This is a genomic window from Nitrosococcus halophilus Nc 4 (assembly GCF_000024725.1).
Lineage (GTDB): Bacteria > Pseudomonadota > Gammaproteobacteria > Nitrosococcales > Nitrosococcaceae > Nitrosococcus > Nitrosococcus halophilus.
In genome coordinates this window covers 721603-747728 of record NC_013960.1, presented here as the reverse complement: position 1 = coordinate 747728, position 26126 = coordinate 721603, and the positions used below count along the sequence as shown (strand labels likewise).

Annotated in this window: 23 protein-coding genes; 9 read left to right on the top strand and 14 right to left on the bottom strand. The window is 50.4% G+C overall.

Features of this window, described 5'->3' with window-relative positions; all coding sequences use genetic code 11:
* Both rdgB and hemW read left to right on the top strand, forming a co-directional pair.
* Complete coding sequence (gene rdgB / locus NHAL_RS03615) at positions 1-603, top strand: RdgB/HAM1 family non-canonical purine NTP pyrophosphatase (protein WP_013031812.1); 603 nt, start codon at positions 1-3, stop codon at positions 601-603.
* Positions 604-641: 38 nt separating this feature from the next.
* A complete protein-coding gene (gene hemW / locus NHAL_RS03610; RefSeq protein WP_013031811.1) occupies positions 642-1799 on the top strand; it encodes a radical SAM family heme chaperone HemW in 1158 nt (385 codons plus the stop codon).
* A gap of 70 nt (positions 1800-1869) precedes the next feature.
* On the opposite strand, the gene NHAL_RS03605 is transcribed toward hemW, so the two are convergent.
* From NHAL_RS03605 to NHAL_RS03590, 4 genes are all read right to left on the bottom strand, one after another.
* Positions 1870-2664: an RNA-guided endonuclease TnpB family protein gene (locus tag NHAL_RS03605; protein WP_041354618.1), complete on the bottom strand. Its 795-nt coding sequence runs from the start codon at positions 2662-2664 to the stop codon at positions 1870-1872.
* A gap of 407 nt (positions 2665-3071) precedes the next feature.
* Positions 3072-3713 carry a response regulator transcription factor gene (locus NHAL_RS03600; protein ID WP_013031809.1) on the bottom strand — a complete coding sequence of 214 codons (642 nt, stop codon included), beginning with the start codon at positions 3711-3713 and terminating at the stop codon, positions 3072-3074.
* Positions 3706-4992, bottom strand: coding sequence for a sensor histidine kinase (locus NHAL_RS03595; RefSeq protein ID WP_013031808.1), 1287 nt, complete (start codon positions 4990-4992; stop codon positions 3706-3708). The genes NHAL_RS03600 and NHAL_RS03595 overlap by 8 nt, the downstream gene beginning before the upstream one ends.
* Before the next feature lie 888 nt (positions 4993-5880).
* Positions 5881-6690, bottom strand: coding sequence for a UDP-2,3-diacylglucosamine diphosphatase (locus tag NHAL_RS03590; protein WP_013031807.1), 810 nt, complete (start codon positions 6688-6690; stop codon positions 5881-5883).
* Positions 6691-6803: 113 nt separating this feature from the next.
* On the opposite strand from NHAL_RS03590, the gene NHAL_RS03585 reads away from it, so the two are divergent.
* Genes NHAL_RS03585 through NHAL_RS03560 form a run of 6 tightly spaced genes read left to right on the top strand, consistent with a single transcriptional unit; the run spans position 6804 to position 14406 of the window.
* Positions 6804-8279 (top strand): SLC13 family permease, encoded by a 1476-nt coding sequence (locus NHAL_RS03585; RefSeq protein WP_013031806.1) that lies wholly within the window; start codon positions 6804-6806, stop codon positions 8277-8279.
* Between the two features lie 17 nt (positions 8280-8296).
* Positions 8297-9340: an agmatine deiminase family protein gene (locus tag NHAL_RS03580; protein ID WP_013031805.1), complete on the top strand. Its 1044-nt coding sequence runs from the start codon at positions 8297-8299 to the stop codon at positions 9338-9340.
* Positions 9341-9390: 50 nt separating this feature from the next.
* On the top strand, positions 9391-10266 hold the full coding sequence (locus NHAL_RS03575) for a carbon-nitrogen hydrolase (RefSeq protein ID WP_013031804.1): 876 nt from the start codon (positions 9391-9393) through the stop codon (positions 10264-10266).
* A 56-nt stretch (positions 10267-10322) separates the two neighbouring features.
* Complete coding sequence (locus NHAL_RS21735) at positions 10323-12236, top strand: ATP-binding protein (protein ID WP_013031803.1); 1914 nt, start codon at positions 10323-10325, stop codon at positions 12234-12236.
* Between the two features lie 17 nt (positions 12237-12253).
* Entirely contained in the window at positions 12254-12703 is a 450-nt protein-coding gene (locus tag NHAL_RS03565; RefSeq protein ID WP_238985429.1) for a response regulator, read from the top strand.
* Positions 12703-14406: an ATP-binding protein gene (locus tag NHAL_RS03560; RefSeq protein WP_013031801.1), complete on the top strand. Its 1704-nt coding sequence runs from the start codon at positions 12703-12705 to the stop codon at positions 14404-14406. The genes NHAL_RS03565 and NHAL_RS03560 overlap by 1 nt, the downstream gene beginning before the upstream one ends.
* A 19-nt stretch (positions 14407-14425) precedes the next feature.
* Here the strand turns inward: NHAL_RS03560 and thrC are convergent, their stop codons facing one another.
* From thrC to alaC, 3 genes are all read right to left on the bottom strand, one after another.
* Positions 14426-15508, bottom strand: a complete 1083-nt coding sequence (gene thrC, locus NHAL_RS03555; RefSeq protein ID WP_013031800.1) for a threonine synthase — start codon at positions 15506-15508, stop codon at positions 14426-14428.
* A gap of 91 nt (positions 15509-15599) precedes the next feature.
* Entirely contained in the window at positions 15600-16910 is a 1311-nt protein-coding gene (locus NHAL_RS03550; RefSeq protein ID WP_013031799.1) for a homoserine dehydrogenase, read from the bottom strand.
* A gap of 34 nt (positions 16911-16944) precedes the next feature.
* Positions 16945-18126, bottom strand: a complete 1182-nt coding sequence (gene alaC / locus NHAL_RS03545) for an alanine transaminase (protein ID WP_013031798.1) — start codon at positions 18124-18126, stop codon at positions 16945-16947.
* A 281-nt stretch (positions 18127-18407) separates the two neighbouring features.
* Here alaC and NHAL_RS03540 point away from each other — a divergent pair, with 281 nt between their 5' ends.
* Entirely contained in the window at positions 18408-19241 is an 834-nt protein-coding gene (locus tag NHAL_RS03540) for an HDOD domain-containing protein (RefSeq protein WP_238985428.1), read from the top strand.
* A 21-nt stretch (positions 19242-19262) separates the two neighbouring features.
* On the opposite strand, the gene era is transcribed toward NHAL_RS03540, so the two are convergent.
* The 7 genes from era to NHAL_RS03505 form a co-directional block, all read right to left on the bottom strand.
* Positions 19263-20174, bottom strand: a complete 912-nt coding sequence (era, locus tag NHAL_RS03535) for a GTPase Era (RefSeq protein WP_013031796.1) — start codon at positions 20172-20174, stop codon at positions 19263-19265.
* Positions 20167-20862, bottom strand: a complete 696-nt coding sequence (gene rnc, locus NHAL_RS03530) for a ribonuclease III (RefSeq protein ID WP_013031795.1) — start codon at positions 20860-20862, stop codon at positions 20167-20169. Before rnc ends, era begins: the two co-directional genes overlap by 8 nt.
* A complete protein-coding gene (locus NHAL_RS03525) occupies positions 20859-21233 on the bottom strand; it encodes a DUF4845 domain-containing protein (protein WP_013031794.1) in 375 nt (124 codons plus the stop codon). Before NHAL_RS03525 ends, rnc begins: the two co-directional genes overlap by 4 nt.
* Positions 21234-21251: 18 nt before the next feature.
* The gene (gene lepB / locus NHAL_RS03520) at positions 21252-22073 is read right to left on the bottom strand and encodes a signal peptidase I (RefSeq protein WP_013031793.1); all 822 of its coding nucleotides are present in this window, start codon (positions 22071-22073) and stop codon (positions 21252-21254) included.
* A gap of 82 nt (positions 22074-22155) precedes the next feature.
* The gene (lepA, locus tag NHAL_RS03515; RefSeq protein ID WP_013031792.1) at positions 22156-23952 is read right to left on the bottom strand and encodes a translation elongation factor 4; all 1797 of its coding nucleotides are present in this window, start codon (positions 23950-23952) and stop codon (positions 22156-22158) included.
* A gap of 126 nt (positions 23953-24078) precedes the next feature.
* Positions 24079-25494, bottom strand: a complete 1416-nt coding sequence (locus tag NHAL_RS03510; RefSeq protein WP_013031791.1) for a DegQ family serine endoprotease — start codon at positions 25492-25494, stop codon at positions 24079-24081.
* A 148-nt stretch (positions 25495-25642) separates the two neighbouring features.
* A complete protein-coding gene (locus tag NHAL_RS03505; protein WP_013031790.1) occupies positions 25643-26086 on the bottom strand; it encodes a SoxR reducing system RseC family protein in 444 nt (147 codons plus the stop codon).
* Positions 26087-26126: the final 40 nt, after the last annotated feature.

Genomic DNA, 26126 nt, shown 5'->3' with positions numbered 1-26126 from the left:
ATGGCCCTGCTACAAGCTGTTTTAGCAAGCAATAATCCCGGCAAATTGCGGGAAATGGGCGAAATTTTAAGCGAGCTTAGAATGGAGGTCATTTCCCAATCTGCATTCAAGGTGCCTGAGGTGGCAGAAACAGGTCTTAGTTTTGTGGAGAATGCCCTCATTAAGGCCCGCAATGCCGCCCGTCATACGGGGCTGGCGGCCATTGCCGACGATTCCGGCCTTGAGGTCGATGCCCTAGATGGCCAACCGGGAATCCACTCAGCCCGCTATGCAGGCCCCAACGCCACCGATCAGGAAAATTTGGAAAAACTCCTAGAAAACCTCAAGACGGTACCCGAAAAGCCACCTAGCGCCCGGTATCAGTGTGTCATCGTCTATATGCGACACTGGCAAGATCCTACGCCATACATCTGCCAAGGAACTTGGGAAGGACAGATCATTTTCACTCCCCAGGGTAGCGGGGGGTTTGGGTACGACCCCCTCTTCTACCTGCCTGAGCATCACTGTACAGCGGCAGAACTGTCGCCAGAAGAAAAAAATCGCCTTAGCCACCGGGGCAAAGCTTTAAGGGTGCTGCTAGATGCCCTCCGCCAAGAAGCCTAAAAGCCTTATTCTTCACTGCCCAGGCAAAATATTCATCTATGCTCCAATTCCACGCTCTACCGCCTCTTGCCCTATACATCCATCTCCCCTGGTGCGTTCGTAAGTGCCCCTATTGCGACTTCAATTCCCATCCCTTGCCGGAGGAATTCCCGGAAACCGCTTATATTGATGCTCTGATCCGAGATTTGGAACAGGATCTGCCGCGGATCTGGGGCCGACGTATCCACAGCATCTTTATGGGAGGGGGGACTCCTAGCCTTTTTTCTCCAGAGAGCTTAGATCGGCTGCTCTCAGCACTGCGGGCCCGCCTGTCTTGGGCACCGCAGATGGAAATTACCCTGGAGGCTAACCCGGGAACCGTAGAACAAGGTCGTTTCACTGAATTCCGCAGCCTCGGCATCAACCGCCTTTCCCTTGGCATCCAAAGCTTTAACGATGAGGCGCTTAAAAATCTGGGGCGAATCCACTCCTCCCAGGAGGCCTGTCAGGCCATAGCAATGGCCCATACTGCAGGGTTTGATAATATTAACTTAGACCTGATGTTTGGCCTCCCTGGGCAAACGGAAACCCAAGCCCTAGCTGATATCACCACAGCCATTAGCTTTGCCCCTAGCCATATTTCCCACTATCAACTCACTATCGAGCCCCACACTTATTTTTACCGCTATCCCCCCTCCCTGCCTTCAGAGGAAGGTATCGATACTTGGCAAGAGGCTTGTCAAGCTCAGTTAACTCATGGGGGTTATGGCCGCTATGAAGTATCCGCCTTTGCTAAAAAGGGTCGGCAATGTCAGCATAATCTCAATTATTGGCGTTTTGGGGATTATCTTGGAATCGGCGCTGGCGCCCATGGAAAAATCTCCGATGCCATGGAAAACCGCATCACTCGAATCTGGAAAATTAAACATCCTTCAGCCTATCTTACCAAAGCAGGCACAGCGGAAGGCATCGGCGGGGAAACGATCCTCTCTCCCCAAGAGGCGGCCTTTGAATTCATGCTCAACGCCTTGCGCTTGACGGGGGGATTTCCCAGCCGCCTGTTTCAGGAGCGGGTGGGCCTTCCCATTAGTGTGGTGGAAAAAGCATTACACCAAGCAGAGACTCTAGAATTGATTGAGTGGGACTTTCAGCAGATCCGTCCTACAGAAAAAGGATTGTCCTTGCTGAACGAGTTATTGCAGCTATTTTTACCCTGACTTCTCCCCGCCCTGTCGGGCGAGGGTTGTTGGATCACTCCAAGAACTTTCCTCGTTCAACACGCCTTCCCTAGGCGACAACACCTGTTGTCGCCCCCGTTCCAGTCGCTCCAGAGGCTAACCCCGCCAGCCCGGCGGTTTTGATATTGATCGCCGCTGCGATGTCGCGGTCATGGACAGTCCCGCACGAGGGACAGCTCCATTCACGCACCTCCAGCGGCAGCATTTTGTTGATATGTCCGCACCCTGGGGTGGGGCAACGCTTGGAGCTGGGAAACCCGCGGTCGATCTCGACTACGGTTCGCCCTACCCACTGCGCCTTGTACTTCAGTTGACGGACAAACTCACCCCAATGGGCATCGGCTATGGGCTTGGCAAGCCGGGGGTGTTTGATCATGTTCTTCACCGCCAGAGATTCAACGCACACGACTTGGTTTTCGTTGATCAGTGTGCGGCTCGCCTTGTGGGTGGCGTCCCTACGGCAGTCAGCTATTTTAGTGTGCACACGGGCCACCTTCAGCCGCAGTTTGTTGCGGTTACGGGAACCTTTCCGCTTCTTCGCCAGCTTACGCTGCAGATAGGCCAGCTTCGCTTCGTACTGCTCGGTGTACTTGGGATTGCCGGATTTGAATCCGTCGCTAGTGACGCTGGAAACCTCATTCAGCCAAGAAAAGTCCTGCTTGAGTTGGACAAGCCTTTTTTCCAGCGCCCAATGGGGAATGACTTCGCCGTTCTGATAGAACGCATCGGTACGATGCTTGAGCGTGTTGTTCCAAACAAAACGCGCACAGCCGAACGAACGAGCCAGCAGATCGGCTTGTTCAGCTGTGGGATAGAATCGTTCCTGGTACGCCCTCTTCATGATATTTGTATTTTACAAAAATCAGCGCATTCTGTAAATCCGCTTCGCGGCTTGCGCTTATATCACCGCCCGATTGGGCGATGCTTTACGCGCTATTGGGCAACAACCGCCTAGCCCTTAAGGGCCTGCACGGCATCAGCGCTGTTTTATCAGTGTCTAATACAAAAACTCTATTCACTTTCGTGACTCCGAAAAGTAAGGGTTCTCTCGCCAATGTTTGAAGGGTCGTTCAGTCTCGGCATTCGCTCCTGTGTCGCTCCGTAGTTCATTGCCTTTGACCTCAGCGCCTGGGGCTGAGAAATGCACTCCAGGGTGAGTCGCTTTCGCTTCAACTTCAAACGTAGCCCCGAAGGGCTGAGGCTGGTTGAGCCAACCAACTCATTCGAAAAGTTCAGGACGAACTTGGAGAATTAGTTAGGCGACGACTCAACGTTTGTGTCTTCCAAAAAACGTGCTAAATGGATCAGATCGGCCAGGTTTTTAGCCTCCAATTTTTCCATCACCCGAGCTCGGTGGATTTCAACGGTTTTAGTGCTAATTCCCAATTCTATAGCCACCACCTTGTTAGGTTTACCCTTCACAATGAGTTCCATCACTTGGCGCTCGCGAGAGGTGAGCTGGGCCACCCGCTGGGCAATTTCCTCTTGCTGCTGCCTAGTTTCACGCCTTTTTCGATCCAGTTTAATACTTCTCTCGATACGCTCTAGGAGGATCTGGTTGTCAAAGGGTTTCATAAGAAAATCAATGGCTCCCCCATGCAACGCACCTACCGCATCGGGGACACTCCCATGGGCAGAAATAAAAATGACAGGGAGGGGGTTGTTTTTTTCCGAAAGCAATTTCTGCAACTGTAAACCGCTCATTTCAGGCATCCGAACATCAAGCACCAAACACCCCGATTGGCTAGGGTCCAACTTCTTCAAAAACTCGCCTGCCGAAGGGTAAGTTTTGACCTTAAACCCCGCTGACTCGATAACCCAGCGCAGAGAGTCCCGCACCGCCTCATCATCGTCAACGACAAACACAATTGCTGGATGACTCTCACTATTCATTCTGGTTATCCTTAGGCAAAACAGGCAAAGTAAAACGAAAGGTGGCGCCCTGCTCCCAGCGGGGCATAGCCCATAGCCGTCCACCATGTTTTTCAATAAGACTACGGCTGATGGCTAAACCCAGTCCTAACCCTTCAGGTTGGGTAGTAAAAAGGGATTCGAACACCTGTTCGAGCCGGTCGACGGCCTGCCCCGCCTTGGTACTGACCCTCACTTCAATCTCCCGGGCTGCGTTTAGTTTCGCCGTTAGCTTTAATTCACGGCGAGATGACGGATCGTTCGCCATCGTATCCATCACCTTGCACAACAAATCTAGCAAAACCTGTTCCACCTCGATGGGGCTGACAAAGATAGGCGGTAAGTCATGGGGCACCCCTAGCGAAATCGAAATCCCTTCATAATCTAGCCTAGGCTCCACTAACTCTATCGCCCGCAAAATAATTTTATTGATTTGGATCCTCTGAGGCTGCTGTAGTTCCCAAGGGACCCATTGCCTCAAGCGCCTGATGATTTCACTAGCGCGTTCTGCTTGAATAACAACCTCCTCCATGGCGCTCAGTAAAGAAACCGGGTCCCTTGTACTGGTACGCAATCGGCGTACACACTCTTGAGCATAGGTAGCGATAGCGGCTAGAGGCTGATTAATTTCATGGGCTAATCCTACTCCAAGTTCACCCAGGAGGGTGAGTTGGGCACACTGAAAAAGTTCTTCCCGACTTTGCTGCAGCTGGACCTGGGACTGAGTCCGGGCGCTGAAATCCAGCAAGGCAATACGGCGACTCCTCTCTCCCTCTTTTTGCCCTCTTAAGGCTAAATTTTCTAAATGGGCATAAATGATTTTGCCATCCCAGCGTTTGAGACGGAGTTCCTGAGCCGCTTTACCCCCTTCCTGATAAACTGCCTTAAGAAAAGAAAGAAACACTGGGATATCCCGCTGCACGACCCAGACGCTAAATAACTCTCCGACGATATGTGAACGCTCTGCCCCTAGCAGCGCTGCTCCCGTCAGATTGATCTCCTGAATATAGCCCTGGCAATCCAAAGTGAGATAACCCACCGGGGCGAAATCATATAACTCGGCACAGCGATTTCGCGCCTCTTCCAGCGCTTGCTGGGACTGCTGGAGTTCCTGGCTTTTTACCTCTAACGCGGTTTGAGAGGTCTGGAGTTCCCGAGCTAGGCGTTCAAGATCTTGAGGTGGGGAAGACGCCGGTTGAATCTGAGGGTTTTTGGGTTCCTCCGGCAGAGCCGTTTTAGACCATTCTTCGTGATTTGCCACAGGCAGTTTATTCCACTTCCATTTTTAAGGCTAGCCTTTCGCTGACTTTCCATGATCCGCATCAAAACTATCGGTTCTTTCTTTGAACCTTTTAGATAAAAATAGAAGATTTTTTAGATTAAATTCTAGGCAAAAACACGATAGAGATTATGTTATTGTTTTTATTATATATTTTTTAAGCAAGGCTGCGCTAAGCAAGAAATTTTATTTGTATTATTGAGTTAACAAAATGGCAACAAAGGAAATGATTAATAACTCGAGCACCCATTAAAATCTAGAAAACTAGAGCAACAATTGAAGTGTATCAATTATTTTACAGTCGTTGCTGGAATGGGAAAAAATAATAGGAGGGAAATGAAATCGGAGTTCGCTGCTTATGAGTGACAATTATCGGCTTATCTGCTTTCGCCGACCGGGCTCCTGCCCGGTTGTCCTCTGCGCGTTTCCTGCTTCATCGAGGCCCCTATTGTCCCAGGTCTTGCCCGGTATCGTCAGGAGGCTGTGCCCCTCCACAGGCCTAACTTCCCACGCTCCTCGCGGTAGCCAAAATGGATGTGCCGGTCGGGTTTTACATCATGGCCGGTCTTCTGATAACAACCCCAAGGCCTCCCTATTGAGACCACACCCTAGCCTGGGGTCGATGTTACCGAAACGCGCCGCAGCGAACAACACGTTATGTGGCCCTTGCGCTCGGCGCGCCGTTTCACTTCGCGACCTCGCTAGGGGGTCGTTCACCATCCATGGAGAACTTCAAAGGTTTCCTTTATCCCAGCTATTAACCCGCTAGAACCAGAGAATCAATAACTGGGATAAAGGGTTCTCGTGACGGCTCCCCACCCTATTGGAAGGAGCTTCCAACTTCGTTAAAGTGCCGATGAAGTGTCTCTGTTAATTGGTGCTGACTAAACGCCTCTTACGTTCAATGCTTGCAGGGGCATCTTCGTTAATCAAAAAGACGCTTTCATCAGCCCAATGAAGAATGGCAAGCTGGCCAGCTTTATTTTCTACCAGCGCCGTACAACTCTCTACCCAATCTCCGGTATTACAGTATAAAACCCCCTCAAAATCTTCCACCGTCGCTTTATGAATATGACCACAGATGATGCCACCGACTCCTTGACGCTTAGCCTCATGAACCAGGGCCTGTTCATAATTGCTGATAAAGTTAACCGCATTCTTAACTTTGTGTTTAAGATATGCGGACAAAGACCAATAGGGGAAACCCAGCTTACGCCGGAAAAAATTGAACCATCGATTAAATACCAGAAGCATATCGTAGGCATGGCCGCCAATCAAAGCCACCCACTTACTATGGCAAACGATGCTATCAAATTCATCCCCATGGAGGACTAAAAAGCGCCGGCCATCTTCGGTAACGTGTATTGCTTGCGCCTCGATTCGAATACCGCCAAAATTTTTACCGACATAATCCCGAAAGAACTCATCATGATTTCCAGGTATATAGATCACTTCGGTACCGTTTGCCGCCTTCTGCAGGACGTTGCGCACGACTTCGTTTTGCAGTTTAGGCCAATACCAGCCGTTTTTAAGCTTCCAAAAATCAATAATATCTCCTACAAGATAAAGCCGCTCTGCTTCAACCTGGGTCAAGAAATCTAGCAAGAACTCTGCATTACAGCCCCGAGAACCCAGATGAATATCAGAGAGCCAAATGGTACGGTAATGTAACGATGCCATAAGTCGCTGTCTCCCACCAAAACTGTTGGCGACTGTAATGGCCAGATGTGACTAGGCAGTTACCCTTCGGTGAAATTTTCGTGATCAGCCTCTAAAAAATTAATGCCATAATAATGACCGAATCCACGGCTCAATACCCCTATCATCGCCGCCAATACATTGGGCTTATTCTTGGCCCCTTGGTGGTGGTTTCGCTTCTGGTGCTACCGCCTCCTCCTGGCTTGGATATTGAAGCTTGGCGAACCGCCGCGGTAGCTTTGTTAATGGCTATCTGGTGGATTACAGAAGCCTTACCGATCCCCGTTACCGCACTCCTCCCTTTGGTCCTATTTCCCCTGTTTGGAATTGCCGACATCCGGGAAACGGCAATCCCTTATGCTAATCCACTTATCTTTTTATTTATGGGAGGTTTCATCATTGCCTTGGGGATGCAGCGCTGCGGCCTGCACCGGCGTCTTGCTTACTTTATCCTCAGCCACATGGGGGCTTCACCTGCGGCGACCCTTGGCGGCTTCATGGCCGCTAGTGCCTTTCTCAGCCTTTGGATTAGCAATACCGCCACCACTATGCTGATGCTGCCCATCGCCATCTCTGTGATTGAAGGGCTTCGAGGAACGAAAGAATCTACCCCGCCATCTTCCCCTTTTGCGGTGGCCCTTCTGTTAGGCACCGCCTATGGGGCCAGCATAGGCGGCCTCGGCACCCTCGTAGGAACGGCGCCCAATGCGCTATTAGCCGGCTTTGTTCTGGAAACCTATGGCCTGGAGTTAGGGTTTGCGGAATGGATGCTGCTGGCAGCCCCCTTTCTGCTAGTGCTCTTAACCCTTGCTTGGCTCATGCTTACCCAAGTCGCATTTCCAGGCCTTCATAGAGAACACGGCGATCAGAGGGTCCAGATGCGCCAGGCACTAAAGCAACTCGGTCCTGTGTCTCGGGCTGAACGCAGGGTCAGTATGGTCTTTACGCTAGTCGCCGCCCTTTGGTTGCTACGCCCCCTAATCGAAGCGATGGCCCCCCACTTCGCGCTTAATGATCCGGGAATCGCCCTCTTTGGCGCCATTCTCCTGTTTCTCATTCCCGTTGATTGGCAACGGGGGCATTTTCTCATGGATTGGACCACGGCAGAGCAATTGCCCTGGGGCACTTTGTTGCTCTTCGGGGGAGGACTCAGCCTTGCTGCCAGCATCAGTGACACAGGACTGGCTAACTGGCTCGGCGATAGCTTCACCCTGCTATCCGGCTTACCCCCTTGGCTGATATTGCTGGGGATTGCGACGACAGTGATGTTCCTCACAGAACTCACCAGCAACACGGCCACAACCTCCGTATTCCTACCTATTCTGGGTTCTGTCGCCTTAAGCTTGGGCCAACCCCCCTTGCAGCTCTTAATCCCCGTCACCCTGGCGGTCAGCTGCGCCTTTATGATGCCGGTGGCCACTCCCCCTAATGCCATTGTCTTTGGCACTGGCCTCATTAGTATTCCCCAGATGGCACGGGCCGGATTTTATCTTAACTTAGCCGGTCTCCTAGCCATCACCGGGATCAGTTATTGGTGGGTCCCCCTTATCTTTAGCCCTTCTCTACCCTAAGGAGACCCCATGGAATCATGAACAATCCTAAATATACCTTACTTCCAGAATGGGCTCCCCAAAGTGGAGTCATGCTGACCTGGCCCACTGCTGAAAGTGACTGGGGACCTTGGCTGAAGGAAATTGAGGCGGTGTACCTGAACATTGCCCGCGAGATCGCCAGCCGAGAAAAGTTACTCATTGTTTGCCGCCACCCGGATCACCTGGCCCACGTGAAAAAGCAGTTGGCGCAACAAAGGATAAATCAAGCTGCCCTCTCCCTTCATGTGGCCCCTTTCAATGATACTTGGGTTCGAGACTATGGCCCTCTGGGCTGCTTGGATCCAGAGGGACGGCCTCTACTGCTGGATTTTGTTTTCAATGGCTGGGGGGGTAAATATGAAGCCAGGCTGGATAATGAGGTCACAGCACGGCTATATACACAAGGTGTTTTTGGGACCATTACATTCAAACAGTTAGCATTGACTCTTGAGGGAGGCAGTATTGAAGTCGATGGTGCAGGCAGCTTACTCACTACCGCAAGTTGCTTGTTATCTGGAACTCGTAATGGTAACCTTACCCAGGAAGCCATGGAAGTGCAGCTTAAGCAGTGGTTAGGCGTTGAGCAAGTACTATGGCTACACCACGGCCAACTCGCTGGGGATGATACCGACGGCCATATCGATACCTTGGCCCGTTTCTGTGACCCCCAGACAATATGCTATGTGGCTTGTGATGATCCGAAAGACCAACATTACCCTGAGCTTCAAGCCATGGAAGGAGAACTACGAACCCTGCAAACGGCTAAAAGCGCCCCTTACCGTTTGGTGCCATTGCCTTGGCCGAGCCCTAAATTTAATGCCGAAGGTCAGCGACTACCGGCAAGCTATGCCAATTTTCTTATTCTCAATGGGGCGGTTTTGGTCCCTACCTACCAAGATCCCGCCGATACCCAGGCCCTATCGATTCTCCAAAGTTGTTTCCCGGATCGGCAAGCGGTCGGCATTGACTGCCTTCCTCTCATTCAACAATATGGCAGTCTCCACTGCATGGCCATGCAGCTACCGGCGGGTATCCTCTAGCTAGGGTGCCCTCTTGAAATCCGGATTTTTCACCACCATCGGATATACCATTGAAAGTTGCTATCGTTCAGCAAGCCTGTAGCCAGCAGCGCCAAGAGAGCCTCAAATACAGCATCCAAGGGATTCGAAAAGCGGCTGAACAAGGCGCGAAGCTAATTCTATTGCCAGAACTGCATACGGGACCCTACTTTTGTCAAACTGAGGATACCCAGTATTTTGACCTGGCAGAGCCCATTCCCGGTCCCTCAACAGAAGTCTTTGGAACCTTGGCGGCAGAGCTGGGGGTTGTCCTGGTTATTTCCCTGTTCGAGCGCCGAGCGCCCGGGATTTACCATAATACAGCGGTGGTCTTGGAGACAGACGGCCACATTGCTGGACGTTATCGCAAGATGCATATTCCTGACGACCCCAATTTTTATGAAAAATTTTATTTTACTCCAGGTGATTTAGGATTTACGCCTATTGAGACCTCGGTGGGACGCCTTGGAATCTTAGTCTGCTGGGATCAATGGTATCCCGAGGCGGCCCGTCTGATGGCCTTAGGGGGCGCGGAATTGCTGCTCTATCCTAGCGCCATCGGTTGGGATCCTCGAGATGATGAAGTGGAAAAGTCTCGACAGCAGGAAGCTTGGATCACTGTACAACGGGGCCATGCCATTGCCAATGGCTTGCCCCTTCTCGCCAGCAACCGGATTGGGATAGAACCCGACCCTAGCCAACAGACACCGGGTATCCAGTTCTGGGGCGCAAGTTTTATCGCTGGACCTCAAGGGGAAGTGCTTGCTATGGGGCCGATGGATGAAGCCGCAGTATTAGTGGCGGAAATAGACCTTCAACGTATCGAGGTCATTCGCCGAATCTGGCCTTACCTGCGGGATCGCCGGATTGATGCTTATGAAAACTTAACCCAACGTTATCTTGACTAAGGAATGGCGACCACCCGTTAGCATGGATTTGATTAACTTGGTAAAGAAACAGGGCAATGAGCTTATTGGCAAGCTTGAGTTTTAAGCGATTATTCTCCGACCTAGCCCTGAAGTGGAAAATCACCTCAGTCACCATTCCCCTGATTATCGCTATCCTTCTGCTAGGGTATGCACTGAGCAGGGATAAAGGCCAGGAAATCGAATTTACCCAGAAGGAAACCTATGGTATCGAGTATAGCCGTGCCCTGCGGAATTTGATGCAAGCCTCCATGGAGCACCGTGGCCTGGCCAGCCTTTATCTTAGCAGCGGCGCCAAGGTTAAGGATCAATTAGAGCAGAAACAAAAGCAAATCAGGGAACGTATTCAAGCCGTCAACGAAGAAGAGGCGCAATACGGTGCAGCCCTTAATACGGCCGAGGGATGGCGGAATATCCAGACCCACTGGGAGCAATTGCAACGTCAGGTCGTCGATTTGTCCCCCAAAGAAAGCACGGCTCGACACAATAGCCTAATTACCCTGATCATTGACTTAATTGCCAAGGTCAAACATTCCTCCAATTTAACCCTGGACCCCCACACCGACAGTTATTACTTGGTAGACACGATACAAAATCAGCTACCGAACTTAATAAACACCATCGGTATATTACGGGCGGTAGCGGTAAAAACAGTGGGCAATTCGCAAATCAGTGAAAAAGATAAAACCGATCTGATTGGTTTACAGAAAGTAGCGGATCTCTATAAAAGACAAATTGAAAAAAATCTCAACATTATTATCGACAATACCCCCGCCTTGAGAGCCAGACTGGAGCAATCCGCCGAGGAGTTCTCCCAAGCCAGCAATCGTTTCTTCAATTTAATAAACAACGGCTTACTGGCTGGAGTCAGCAACAATAGCAAGCTGGGCGCAAGTGAGACCTACAACACCGCAACGCAAGCGGTAAACGCCGGATTTCATTTTTTCGATACCGCCTCCTCATCCCTGAATGAACTTTTGCAAGAGCGGATAGCAGCAGTCAAGCAAGAACAATATGTCACTCTAGGGGGGATAATCTTGTTTGTAACGTTTGCCATTGGCGTTGGCTTCATGGTCATTGGCGCAATTACCCGGCCTATCCAAAGGGCGCAATTTCTTTCCATGGCCATTGCCAGCGGCAATCTGGAAAATGCCATTGAGAGTAATAGTAATGATGAAGTGGGCCGGATGCTACTCTCCTTAAGCGATATGCAGAAAAAACTGCGGCAGCAGATTGAAAAGGAGCGCCATCACCTCAAAGAATTGGAAGAAAAAAACGCAGAACTGGAACGCTTTATCTATACCGTTTCCCATGATCTCCGCAGCCCCTTAATCACCATTAAAGGCTTTTCAGGCATGCTGAAGCGCAGCCTCTCCCAAGGTGACAGGGAACAGATGCAAGGAGATATTAAGCGCATCCAGGCTGCGGCAGATAAAATGCAATTATTGCTTGACGACTTGCTAGAGCTCTCCCGCATTGGCCGCTTGGTTAACCCACCGGAAAAGGTTTCCCTAGAACATCTCGCCCGGGAGACCGTCGAACTGGTTAAAGGCGCTATCATTGAGCGAAATGTCCAAGTTGAAATTGGCCCCGACTTACCCCTCCTTTTTGGCGATCGGAAACGGCTTCTAGAGGTCATGCAGAACCTTGTTGAAAATGCTGTTAAGTTCATGGGCGAGCAAAAAGAACCCCGGATTGAGATCAATGCCCTAGAAAGAGAGGGGGAACTGCTATGCTACGTGCGGGATAATGGTATGGGAATCAGTTCCCGCTATCATGAAAAGATTTTTGATCTATTTGATAGGCTCGATCAAGATGTGGAGGGTACGGGGATCGGCCTTGCTATTGTGAAGCGCATTATTGAAGTCCATGAAGGGCGGGTCTGGGTTGAATCAGAAGGTCCAGGCCAAGGAAGCACATTTTATTTCTCTATCCCAAAGGTCCCAGCTTAAAGATGAAAGGTGAAGTTTTGAATATTTTGCTGATTGAAGATAATGCGGATCATGCAGAACTGGTGATACGCAGTTTTCAAGAACATCGCATCGCTAATCGCATTTATCATGTCTCCCATGGAGAAGAAGCGCTCCAGTACCTATTCCGACAGGGCAACTATACCAATCCAAAAGCGAGTCCCCGTCCCCATGTCATTCTGCTCGACCTGCGTCTACCCCGTATCGATGGTCTAGAAATACTGGAGACCATTCGGTCCACTCCTGAAATCACCAATATTCCCATTGTGGTACTGACCACCTCTCAGGCAGAGCAGGATGTGGCCCGAGCCTATAGCGAGCATGTCAATAGTTATCTGGTCAAGCCTGTGGATTTCGATAGTTTCAACCGAATGATGGAGGATTTGGGTTTCTATTGGCTGGCTTGGAATCATTATCCCTGGTCCGAAACCTCATCCAAGTTAGCCTAATGAAGCCTGCTCCCCTCACTCCAAGGGAAGACGTTTCCCCTCAAAAACCTATACAGCTTCTCCTCATCGAAGACGAAGAGGCCCATGCGGAACTCGTGCGACGGGCATTGCAGGGGCAAGCTACGCCTATCGATTTAATGGTAGCACGTACCCTCCGGGAAGCGCGGGAATATCTTAACCACACCCTCCCCGATCTTGTCATTACCGATATCCGCTTACCGGACGGCAGTGGCATTGAACTCCTGTCACCCGGAATCAGCGTTTCCCCCTTTCCGGTCATCGTGATGACCAGTTACGGGGATGAAAAAATGGCGGTTGAGGCCATGAAGGCAGGAGCATTGGACTATATCGTCAAATCCGAGGCCACCCTCAATGACATGCCCCATGTGGCAGAACGCACCCTACGACAGTGGCATGAGATTACCGAGCGCAAACGGGCCGAGAAAGAACTCCGAATCCATGCCAAGCAACTCGTAGCCCTGTCCCATCTCAGCCATCAGGTGCTCTCGGGGATAGGGATTGATGCCCTAATGAAAGAAGCTGTCCATCTCATTACCCAAACCCTCAAAACAATAAAATGCGTCAAGATCCTAGAATTACTTCCCGATCGTAAAACCCTACTGCTACGGGCGGCCACGGGTGGGTGGAGTTCCCGGGTGGGTCAAACCACTTCTCTCACCCACCCAAACCCCCTTATTACCCATGTTTTGATTTCCGGCAAGAGGGTTTTTGCCGAAGATTTACATACCGATGAGCGGTTTCGGAGTTCACTACTCACTGAACAATATGGACACAGCGGAGTTGCCCTGCCCCTCTCTGGTCGAGATAGATGCCTAGGTGTTTTATGGGCCAGCTCAGAGCAGCCCTGGACCATGACCAACAATGATATTAGTTTTCTAGAATCGACGGGAAATACCCTGGCGGTCGCCATTGAGCGCAAGGAGACCGAGGCACGGATGCGTAAGTTACAAAATGATTTACTTCAAGCCAGTCAATTCAGCACCCTGGGTGAACTGGGCACCACCCTCGCCCATGAAGTCAATCAACCCATTACGGCTATCATTAACTATGTCCGGGCCTGCCAGCAAATGATCATGGCTGGTAAGGGCCAAGTCACCCAGACTATTTGCGAATTGATGGATAAAACCGTCGCTGAGGCGGAACGGGCAGCCTCCATTATCCATCACCTTCGGGAGTTTGCTCGAACCGGGGAGTTGCATCGAACCCCGGAAGCCCTTAATACGGTTGTTTACGATGCCAGCCGACTGGCTTTAGGAGAAACAACTGAAAGTGATATCAAGGTAAATTTCGAATTTAGTTCTCAGCCACCTCTGGTCTCCATTGATAAAATCCAAATTCAGCAAGTGGTGTTCAATCTCGTTCGCAACGCGGTGGAAGCGCTCACGGAAGCAGAGCGAAAATTTATCACTATTAAGACCATTTCCACTCAAGACCATGCCGTTGAGGTCCAAATTCAGGACACCGGTCCAGGCATTAGCCCTCCACTCAACGATAAGGTTTTCAAGCAGCGCTTCTCGACCAAAAATGAGGGAATGGGGATGGGGCTTTCCATCAGCCGTTCCATTATCAAAGCCCACCAGGGAGATTTATGGATCTCCGATACACCCGGCGGCGGCGCCACCTTCCATTTTACATTGCCCCTATCCGAGATACAGCCTACACATAAAGAGACTAACAATTAAGGGTAATTTCATCTCTAGGCTAACTTTCCAGATTCTCTAAGATAGCCGCTTGAACCGACTCTAGGCTCGCTTCAACCGTCACCACAGGCGCTTTACTCTGGGCAATAGCCGTATCCGGATCCTTCAGACCATGGCCAGTCAGGGTACAAACAATCTTGCTACCCCCAGGTATCTTGCCAGCCTCAATGTCCCGTATCGATCCGGCTAGAGCAGCCGCCGAAGCGGGCTCGCAAAACACGCCTTCTCTTTCGGCAAGCAATTTTTGAGCGGCTAGAATCTCTTCGTCAGAGCAAGCACTAAACCAACCCTGGGATTCCTGCTGTGCTCCCCAAGCCTTATCCCAGCTTTGGGGATGGCCAATACGGATGGCGGTAGCAATGGTTTCCGGTTGGTCCACCATTTTACCTTCTAGAAAGGGGGCCGCCCCGCTGGCCTGATAGCCACACATGCGGGGCCGGGTATTGACGATCCCATGGGCATGGTATTCACTGTAACCCATCCAATGGGCGGTAATGTTGCCCGCATTCCCCACCGGCAGGCAATGGAAATCCGGGGCACATTCCAGTTCTTCAATAATTTCAAAAGCTGCCGTCTTTTGTCCCTGGATCCGATAGGGATTAATGGAATTGACAATGGTCACGGGCGCCTTACTCGCCACCTCCTTGACGAGTTGCATCCCCCTATCAAAATTACCCCTGATTTGGATCACTATAGCCCCATGCATCATGGCCTGAGCAAGCTTGCCATGGGCAATTTTACCTTCCGGAATAAGGACAAATGCGGTAATTCCCGCTCGCGCCGCGTAGGCGGCTGCCGAGGCCGAAGTGTTGCCGGTAGAGGCGCAGATAATGGCGCGACTGCCCTCCTCAACAGCCCTGGTGACGGCCATGGTCATTCCCCGGTCCTTAAAAGAACCGGTTGGGTTGAGTCCCTCATACTTCACATAAATATCGACCTCCCGGCCCAACTCTCGGGGGATATTATTCAATCTGATAAGGGGGGTATTCCCCTCTCCTAAGCTAATCACCCGGGTATCGTCATGGACCGGCAAGCGGTCGCGATATTTATCAATCAGGCCGGTATAACGAGCTCGAAATGGCATAATGGAAAATCCTGTTTTAATCGGACTACTGTAAGGGTAAAAGTTCTCAAAGACAAAGACTATTTTAAAAATGCCCCGGGTCAGGCTGCCCTTAGCACAGGGTTTCTAGGCGAATCCGGGTCACCGATCCTTCAATGGACTTTAGAGCCTCGATACGGCGAATGGCTTCATTCATATTCCTTTCCAGCACTGGCTGGGTCAATATGATAATGGGTACATGGTTTTCGCCGGCTGCCGGTTCCTTTTGAAGGATGGCCTCGATGCTGATACTTTGATCCCCGAAGACCCGGGTGACTTCGGCCAACACACCGGGCCGATCCACTGCCCGCATCCGCAGATAATAGGCCGTTTTTACCTCTTCCATGGAAAGAATGGGAATTTCCGCCAAGGCATGGGGCTGAAAAGCAAGATGGGGTACTCGATTTTCTGGATCAGAAGTCAAAGCCCGCACCACATCCACCAGATCGGCAACTACCGCAGAGGCGGTGGGATCGGAGCCTGCCCCTGGACCGTAGTAAAGGGTGGGTCCGACAGCATCCCCTTTCACCAAGATTGCATTCATCACTCCATCCACATTAGCAATCAATCGACGGTAGGGAATGAGGGTAGGATGAACCCTGAGCTCAATACCCCCCACTACTCGCCGGGCAATCCCCAAATGTTTAATCCGATAGCCTAGTTGCCCGGCATAATCAATATCTTCACGAGTCATCCCGCCAATGCCTTCGGTATAGACCTGTTCGAACTGTAACGGAATACCGAAGGCAATGGAGGCTAGAATTGTGAGCTTGTGGGCAGCATCAATCCCTTCCACATCAAAAGTAGGGTTGGCCTCAGCGTAGCCTCGATGCTGGGCATCCAATAAAGCTTCAGCAAAATCACACCCCTTATCCCGCATCTCGGTAAGGATAAAGTTACTGGTGCCATTGATAATCCCGGCTAACCATTCAATGTGGTTACCGGCAAGGCCTTCGCGTAGGGCCTTGATAATGGGAATACCGCCTCCCACAGCCGCTTCAAAGGCGACCATGACGCCCGCTTTTTGCGCTGCCGTAAAGATCTCGTTGCCATAAAGGGCAATTAACGCCTTATTTGCCGTGACCACATGCTTACCCTCGGCAATCGCCTTCAACACCAGGGTGCGCGCTAAGTCGGTTCCCCCCATGAGCTCGACGATAATTTCAGCCTGGGGATCGGTCACCACTTCATGGGGATTAGTCGTCAGCCAGATACCCTCCGTATTACAGCTACGGACCTTATGAGGGTCACGGGTTGCAGCACAGCAGACCTGAATACCACGCCCAGCGCGGCGGGTAATTTCCTCGGCATTACGCGAGAGAACATTAACTGTACCGCCACCGACTGTACCTAAGCCGAGCAAACCTACCTTGACTGGTTCCAACAGGCTTCTCCTTAATTAAAATAAAAAAAATGACTCACTGGGCCTGCCTGAACATATGCCGTATCCCGCGGATGGCCTGGCGGGTACGGTGTTCATTTTCAATCAAGCTAAAGCGAACAAAATCATCGCCGTAAGTCCCAAACCCAACGCCAGGCGACACCGCTACTTTAGCCTCATTCAGCAACTTTTTGGAAAACTCCAAAGACCCGAGGTGGCGAAAAGGCTCTGGAATGGGCGCCCAGACAAACATCGTGGCCTTGGGCAGGTCCACATCCCAGCCTGCACTTGCAAGGCCTTGGCATAGTACATCACGGCGTCTCCGATAAGTGTCGCAAATCACTTTTACACAGTCTTGGGAACTTTCCAAAGCGGTGATGGCCGCCACTTGAATAGGCGTAAACATGCCATAATCCAAATAGGATTTCATGCGGGTCAGCGCGGCTATTAACATGGGATTGCCACACATAAAACCCACCCGCCAACCTGGCATATTGTAAGTCTTGGACAAAGAATAAAACTCTACAGCGATATCCTTGGCCCCTGGGACTTGCAAAATCGAGGGCGCAAAGTAACCATCAAACACGATCTCGGCATAAGCCAGATCATGTACAACCCAAATCTTATGCTCACGAGCAATTGCAATCACCTGCTCAAAAAAGGATAAATCCACGCACTGGGCGGTGGGATTGGCAGGAAAGTTGAGCACCAACATCTTAGGCCGAGGCCAAGTATCCTTAATCGCCTTTTCTAATTCAGCAAAGAAATCCCCCCCAGGGACAAGGGGGACATGACGGATATCCGCCCCTGCAATCACCACCCCATAAGGGTGGATAGGATAAGCGGGATTAGGCACCAAGACGGCATCTCCCGCTCCTAGCGTAGCCAGTGCCAAGTGGGCCAGTCCTTCCTTAGAGCCAATGGTCACAATGGCTTCGCTTTCAGGATCCAATGCTATATTGTAGCGCCGCCGATACCATTGACAGATCGCCCGGCGCAGTCGAGGAATCCCTCGTGAGACAGAATAACGGTGGGTATCTGGGCGCTGCGCAACCTCCACCAGTTTATCCACAATATGCTTGGGCGTGGGTCGATCCGGATTGCCCATCCCAAAATCAATAATGTCTTCCCCTCGAGCCCGGGCCTTAGCCTTCAACTCGTTGACAATATTAAAAACATAAGGCGGCAGACGCTGGATACGCGGAAATTCCCTAATCAAATTAGTTACCTATTAGCTAAATGGCGCTATTTTCGCCAATTTCATCCTGAATAAAGATAAACCCCTGAAAATACCGTATGGGGAAAAAAGGTGTCAAATGCTTTTGTGCTCTATTCCCAACAAAGCAATGCCCATCAAGACAATAACGCTATCTTGGCTCAATAATTCAGGCAAACCCTTATATTGCCGATATGTAGGACTAGCAAGAGTGCTAGGAAGTATTGGCTCACCAGGTTTTATACCAGGAACCAATACGCTATCAACGCCCGGAGGAAAACGAGGTGATACAAATAGAACAATTCTGCACGGAGATCCTTGAAGATTTGAACAACAATCATTTGGTGTTACCCACCTTGCCCGAGGTCGCCCTCAAGATTCGCGAGGTGGTCGACGATCCGAATACTTCGGCAGCCGATGTCGCAAAAATTATTGTCACCGATACGGCCCTCTCGGCTCGTCTGATTAAAATTGCAAATAGCCCCCTCTACCGGGGCCGTCACCCCATTGACAATGTCCAGATGGCTCTAGCTCGCCTAGGAATTACCTTAGTCCGCAACCTCGTGACCAGTTTAGTGATGGAGCAAATATTCCAAGCGACCTCCGAATCCGTGGATCGACGCATGCGCAAACTTTGGGAACAAAGCACCCAGGTAGCCGCCATCGCCTATGTACTTGCCACCCAGATAGACAAGTTTAAAGCTGATGAGGCGCTGCTAGGAGGGCTTATTCATCAGATCGGCTCCCTTCCTATTCTCATGCGGGCTGAAGATACTCCGGAATTGCTAGAAAACGAGACAATGTTGGACGAGATTATTACCCAGCTTTCTAGCCCTCTCGGTAAGGCTATCCTCCATAGTTGGCATTTTCCATCAGAGCTCGTAGCGGTTACCGCCGAACATAATAACCTTCAACGAAACCCCAAACCAGAACCCGATTTAGTGGATGTGGTTATCGTAGCGAAATTACAAAGCAATCTTGAGGATATGGAATCTCATGAAGATTGGCATACTATACCCGCTCTTGCCAAACTAGGCTTTAGTACCGATATTAGCGTCATCAATCTAGAGGAAAACGAAGCTGAGATCCGTGAAGTCAAAGCCATGCTTGGGGGATAAGAAACAGCCTCTACTCGGAAGCTAAGGACTGTCGTACCCCCAACTACGCAGTAAGTGTTCATTATCCGACCACCCTTCGCGAACTTTGACCCATAATTCCAAGTAAACCTTACCTCCAAACATTCGTTCCATATCAAGTCGGGCCTCATAACCAATACGCTTGAGGCCTTCCCCCTTCTTACCAATCACGATAGCTTTCTGCCCAGGGCGCTCAACATAAATCGTCGCAGCAATGCGGTAAAGGTTCTTTTCTTCCTCTATAGATTCCACGAATACCGTGAGAGCATAGGGTAATTCTTGTCCCAAATGGCGCGTTAATTTCTCACGAATAAGTTCTGCCGCGAGGAAGCGCTCGCTGCGGTCTGTCACCTGATCTTCAGGGTATATCATCGGCCCTTCCGGCAACAGCCCAGCAACCTTTTTTTCTAGCACTGCCACATTATCCCCTTTCCAGGCAGAGACAGGGACAATAGCTGCAAACTCCATTTTCTTAGAAAGCTGCTCCATAATGGGCAGCAAGGTTTTTTTATCAGCGACTCGGTCTACCTTATTGAGCACTAGAACGATGGGAACCCCACGCCGACGTAATCGCTGCAAGATCCGTTCATCCTCCTCGGTAAATCGGTAAGCTTCGACTATGAATAAAATGAGATCCACGTCCTCAATGGCAGAATCCGCGGCCCGATTCAGGTACCGGTTCATGAGTCGGCGCTCTTTATCCTGAAGGCCAGGGGTATCCACATAGATCGCCTGTGCATCGGGGGAGGTTTTAATCCCTAAAATCCGGTGACGGGTGGTCTGGGGACGACGCGCGGTGATACTGATTTTTTGGCCTAGAATACAATTGAGTAGGCTTGATTTTCCCACATTGGGACGGCCGATAATCGCGACATAGCCGCAACGAGCACCTTGGGTAAGCATCTTCTCAGGCATTCATGTTTTCACCTGCTGTCTGCAACAGCTCTAAAGCTTGGGTGGCCGCATCCTGTTCGGCCTTGCGGCGACTACGCCCCGTCCCAACCACCGAAGGGAAGGTGTCGTTGATAATGCACTCAACCTGAAAAACCTGATCATGGGCCTCCCCTCTCACCGCACTGACTCGATAATCGGGTAGGGGAAGCTGCCGGGCTTGCAAATACTCCTGGAGACGAGTCTTAGGATCTTTAAGGAGGACTTCGCTGGTCAGTGCCTCTAACCGATCCTCATAAAGAGAGGCCACTAATTTCCGGCAAGCTTCTAACCCCCCATCTAGGTACACCGCTCCTATCACTGCTTCAAAGGCATCTGCCAATATCGAGGTACGGCGGTAGCCGCCACTTTTCAGTTCCCCCGGACCAAGGATCAAATGATCCCCGATTTCAAGTTCCCGGGCTAATTCCGCCAAGGTTTCTCCCTTGACTAGGGTCGCCCGAAGTCGACTTAATTTTCCCTCCTGGGCCTTGGGAAAACGTATATAAAGAAACTCCGCAATCAGAAAATTCAGAATAGAATCCCCCAGGAATTCCAGGCGCTCGTTGTTCTCCTTGGCAGCGCTACGGTGGGTGATAGCGCAGCGCAATAAAGCCGGCTCTGTAAAACGATAGCCTAACTTTCCACACAATCGCCTCAAACCGTCAATCAACGTGCGGGAACCTCGATGGCACGGTTGAAATGCACTACCAAGTCAATATTCCCCAGAAAAGGGGTGCGCACTTCATAATCGACGGCAACGGTTAATGTATTACGGGTTTTAGCAATGTCAATATTTTCCTTGGAAACACGATCCACCTCATTAATATCTAGCCGCCGAAGCAAAATGTTACGAATCTCAGCATGGCTCATTTCATGCAACTCGGACTGCTTGGCCAGACCTTCTAAAGAAGTTTTTACACTAAAATATTCCACGTAGAGGGGAAAAAGACGCAATACTCCTAGCCCCAACAAAGCCAATAAGGCCAGCATAAAAAGCCAGCCTAGAAAGCCCATACCCTCTTGTTGTTTTCTATCAGGCATCCCCGCTCCCTCAATTGGTTATTGAATAGATTCTCCGATACGGTCCCAGATAATTCCTCCCTGATCCCACTGCCAGCTCATCCACACCATAAAGGCCTTACCCACTAAATTCTCTTCAGGCACAACCCCCCAAAAACGACTATCGTTACTCCGATCCCGGTTGTCCCCCATCATAAAATAATGGCCTTCGGGGACAATATATTGACCTTCCACCAAGCTTGCCCCAGGCTCGACTACAATCCGATGTTGGCCATCTCCCAAGTGCTCTGCCCGAAGTTCAGCAGGCTGACTATGGGAATGTGCATCTTGATAGTAAGGCCCGATAGTTTCCTGGGGCACGGGCTTGCCATTCACATAAATAGTTTTATTAAAGTAGCCGATACGATCCCCAGGCAATCCGACTACCCGCTTAATATAATCGACAGTGGGGTCTTTCGGATAACGAAAAACCGCCACATCACCCCGCTGCGGTTTACCCATCTCAATAATCTTTTTATTAATAACAGGCAAACGGATTCCATAAACGAATTTATTGACCAGGATAAAATCCCCTACCATAAGGGTTGGAATCATCGATCCCGAAGGGATGCGGAAAGGCTCTACCAAAAATGAACGCAGCACTAATACAACAATAATAATAGGAAAAAAGGAACGGGCATATTCTACCAACACCGGTTCCTTGTTGAGCTCTTTTAAGTCAGCTTTACTCGCCCCCTCTGAAGCTGTTTTCCTAGCCACGACTTCGCGCCGTGCAGGTGCCCACAGCCAAGCATCCAAAGCCCAAATCATGCCGGTGATTACAGCAGCAATCAGCATTATTGTAGGAAAATCGAAATTCATCGGAAATATTTACCTTAATTCACTAAATCACAATCCAGTAAGCTTACCTATAGGAAATATCAGTTTTCTCTCTAGACATTTTTCAAGGCTTTTTTCCCACTTTCAACACCGCCAAAAATGCCTCTTGGGGGATTTCCACTGATCCTACCTGCTTCATGCGTTTTTTACCTGCTTTTTGCTTTTCTAGTAGCTTGCGCTTACGGGTAATATCACCACCATAACATTTCGCCGTCACATTTTTACGCAAGGCTTTCACCGTAGTGCGCGCCACCACATGGGTTCCGATAGCCGCCTGAATAGCCACATCAAATAGCTGCCGAGGAATGAGTTCTCTCATCTTTTCAGCCAATTCCCGCCCTCGATAATAGGCCTGATCCCGATGAACAATCAGCGAAAGCGCATCCACCCGCTCCCCATTAATCAACAAATCCAATTTAACCAGATCCGCAGCTTGGAAGCGCATGAAATGGTAATCCAGGGAAGCATAGCCACGGCTCACCGACTTGAGTCGTTCAAAGAAATCAAGCACCACCTCACTAAGTGGCAACTCATAATTAAGTAGAATTTGGTTCCCTAAATACTGCAGCCGCTTTTGTACCCCTCGCTTCTCCTCGCACAGACCAATCACCGCCCCCACATGCTGTTGAGGCACCAAAATATCGGCCTGAATAATGGGCTCACGAATCTCGGCAATATGCCCAGGTTCTAGCAAAGCGGAGGGATTATCAATGGGCAACACCTCGCCCTTAGAAGTTAATACTTCATAAACCACGGTGGGCGCGGTGGTAATGAGATTGAGGCCGTATTCTCGCTCCAGCCGCTCTTGCACAATCTCCATATGCAGCATGCCTAGAAAGCCACACCGAAAACCAAACCCTAAGGCCTGGGACGTCTCGGGCTCATAGAATAAAGCAGCATCGTTAAGACGAAGTTTAGCAAGCGCCTCTCGGAGATCCCCGTAATCATCCGAGTTAACGGGGAACAGGCCGGAGAAAACCTGGGGCTTGACAGCCTTAAATCCCGGCAACGGTTTAGCAGCGGGCCGATCGACATAGGTCAGAGTATCCCCCACCGGTGCCCCATCCACATCCTTGATCCCCGCAATCACATAACCGACCCCCCCTGCAGAGAGCTGCTCAATATCCTTACGCTTGGGGGTGAACAACCCTACTTTCTCTACTTGATAGTGGTGGCCAGTGGACATGACCTTGATTTTATCTTTAGATTTAAGCGTGCCATCGATGACCCGCACCAGAGAAATCACGCCCAAGTAATTATCAAACCAGGAATCGATAATCAGTGCCCGCAAAGGTTCCGCTGGATCACCCTGGGGTGGGGGGATGCGGGTGACCAGCGCTTCTAGAAGCTCTTCGATCCCTTGCCCTGTTTTGGCACTCACTTGCAAGGCATCGCTTGCATCTAAGCCGATAATCTCTTCAATTTCTTGACATACTCGCTCTGGCTCTGCCGAAGGAAGGTCAATCTTATTCAGTACTGGCACCACTTCTAAGCCCTGCTCAATCGCCGTATAGCAATTGGCAACGCTCTGGGCTTCAACTCCTTGAGAAGCATCAACCACCAGTAAAGCCCCCTCGCAGGCAGCTAGGGAACGCGATACTTCATAGGAAAAATCCACATGTCCCGGCGTATCGATAAAGTTGAGGTAATAAAGCTCTCCATTTCGCCCGCGGTAACTCAAGGAAACACTCTGGGCCTTGATAGTGATACCCCGCTCACGTTCAAGATCCATAGAATCCAACACCTGTTGGGCCATTTCACGTTCACTCAGGCCACCGCAGAGCTGTATGAAGCGGTCGGCAATTGTGGATTTGCCGTGATCAATATGGGCAATAATGGAGAAGTTTCGAATATTTTTCATACTTTGGCAGATAGCATCAACCTACCGACTATAAAACAGAATACCGGCCGGAGACCTCTCCCCGACCGGCATCTGATACCTCGTTAATGGTAAAGGTCGCTGTATTATCTAGACAGCAGAAAGCCCTCAACCATCCCCTGGAATTTTTATGGCGACAAAAGAAGTGGTTTGTCCCCGTTGCAGAAGAAGCGGCACAGACTTACCTGCAGGCAATTTTCCGACAAGCTCTTTGAATTGGCTAATATCCTTGACCTCCGTATTATTAATGCCAAGAATAATATCGCCCCGCCGAAGCCCCGCCTCAGCGGCGGGTCCTTCTTCCACTCTAGTGATTTGCACGCCCGAGGTTAAATCAAGTTGCGCACGCTCCTCATCGCCCAGATCGGTCACCTCAATCGCCAGTCGCTTCTCAAAAGTTTGTCCCGGTCTGCCTACGGCCTTCCGCAGTTCTTCTTCTTCCGGTAACTCGCCAATCTTAACCTTAAGTGTCTTCTGGGCGCTGGCACGTAAAATTTGCACGTCAACCTTATGACCGATTTCGGTCCTCCCCACTAATGGTGGCAAATCTGATGATTGAGGAACCAGGTTCCCGTTAAAACGAGTAATAATATCACCCGCTTGGATACCGCCCTTCGCTGCTGGACTGTCCGCCAATACCCTCGCGACCAAAGCACCTTGGGGCTTTTCTAGTCCAAAGGACTCTGCCAATTCACGGGTGACATCCTGGATAACTACTCCGAGCCAACCCCGACTCACCTGTCCTTTTTCTTTGAGTTGTTCTACAACTTCCATAGCCACATCAATGGGTATGGCAAAGGAAAGCCCCATGAACCCCCCTGTGCGGCTATAGATCTGAGAATTGATACCTACCACTTCTCCCGCCAAGTTAAAGAGAGGTCCGCCTGAGTTCCCTGGATTAATGGCCACATCCGTTTGGATAAAGGGCACATAACTCTCTCTCGGCAGACTCCTTCCCAAGGCGCTGACAATACCTGCCGTGGCCGAATGCTCAAAACCAAAGGGGGAGCCAATGGCAAGCACCCACTCGCCCACCTTAAGTTGGCTAGAGTCGCCTTGTTTCAGGGTTGGCAAACCTTTCCCATTCACCTTTAACAGGGCCAGATCACTGCGTTCATCCCCACCTACAACCTCTGCTTCCAATTCGCTTCGGTCGCTAAAACGTACAATTATCTCATCCGCATCACGGATAACGTGATAATTGGTAATCACGTACCCATCTGATGAAATAATGAACCCTGATCCTAAAGAATGGGTTTCAAAACTTCGCGGTTCTCCTTCTCCCTCGCCAAAGAAGCGGCGGAAAAAATCTTCAAAGGGACTTCCTTCTGGAAATTGGTGTAATCCGTGCGGCAAACGGGGCCCTCGTTGGGTAACCTTCTGGGTGGTACTAATATTGACCACCGCAGGACTGCTATTTTTCACCAATTCAGTAAAATCCGGTAGTCCTGCCGCCTGCGGGCTACTCGCCAATAGCAGCAATACTACCAGGAAGACCCACTGTTTATTCAAAAAACTCTTCATGCTAACTCCCAATATTTACCGCGCAAAAAAGCGTATGAATTTAGCGAAGGGAAAAGATGATAGAGGCTTGAAATCTAGTCCCAAATACTATACGGCCGCGGTCTCTGCTTGATATTTTACCACTCTATCAATGTAAATAGGGCTCGCTTTACCGGTTGCCTTTACTCACTGTACGCAGGATTTGAGGTTCAAAGCCACGTTCAACCTGCACATATCGCACCCCTAAAAGCCCTGCTGCCAACCCGCTGAGCCCTGATAGAACCACAAGACTTTCGCCCCACCCCCAATGCTGCGCTAAGGTTTCACCAAATCCAGCGCCTAGAAACATAGCGAGCAAAGGCACCACATAGAGCACGAAAGGGCCTAGATAAAGGATTCTTTCGGGGATGCCCACAATCACCCAATCCCCTACTTCTGCTCCCACCGGATTGGAAGCCTTGACAGCAATGGATTTTCCAATCAGATACTTGGCGATAGATCCCGTACCACATCCCTGACTGACGGTACAAGCATGACAGCTCGTACGGCGTTCCGCCGTCACCCATGCATAAGTTTCGCTTTTTACTATGACCCGCGCTGTTTCTTCAACCATCGTTTCAACCTAGAAACGGCAATTGGACCTGCCCAAGTAA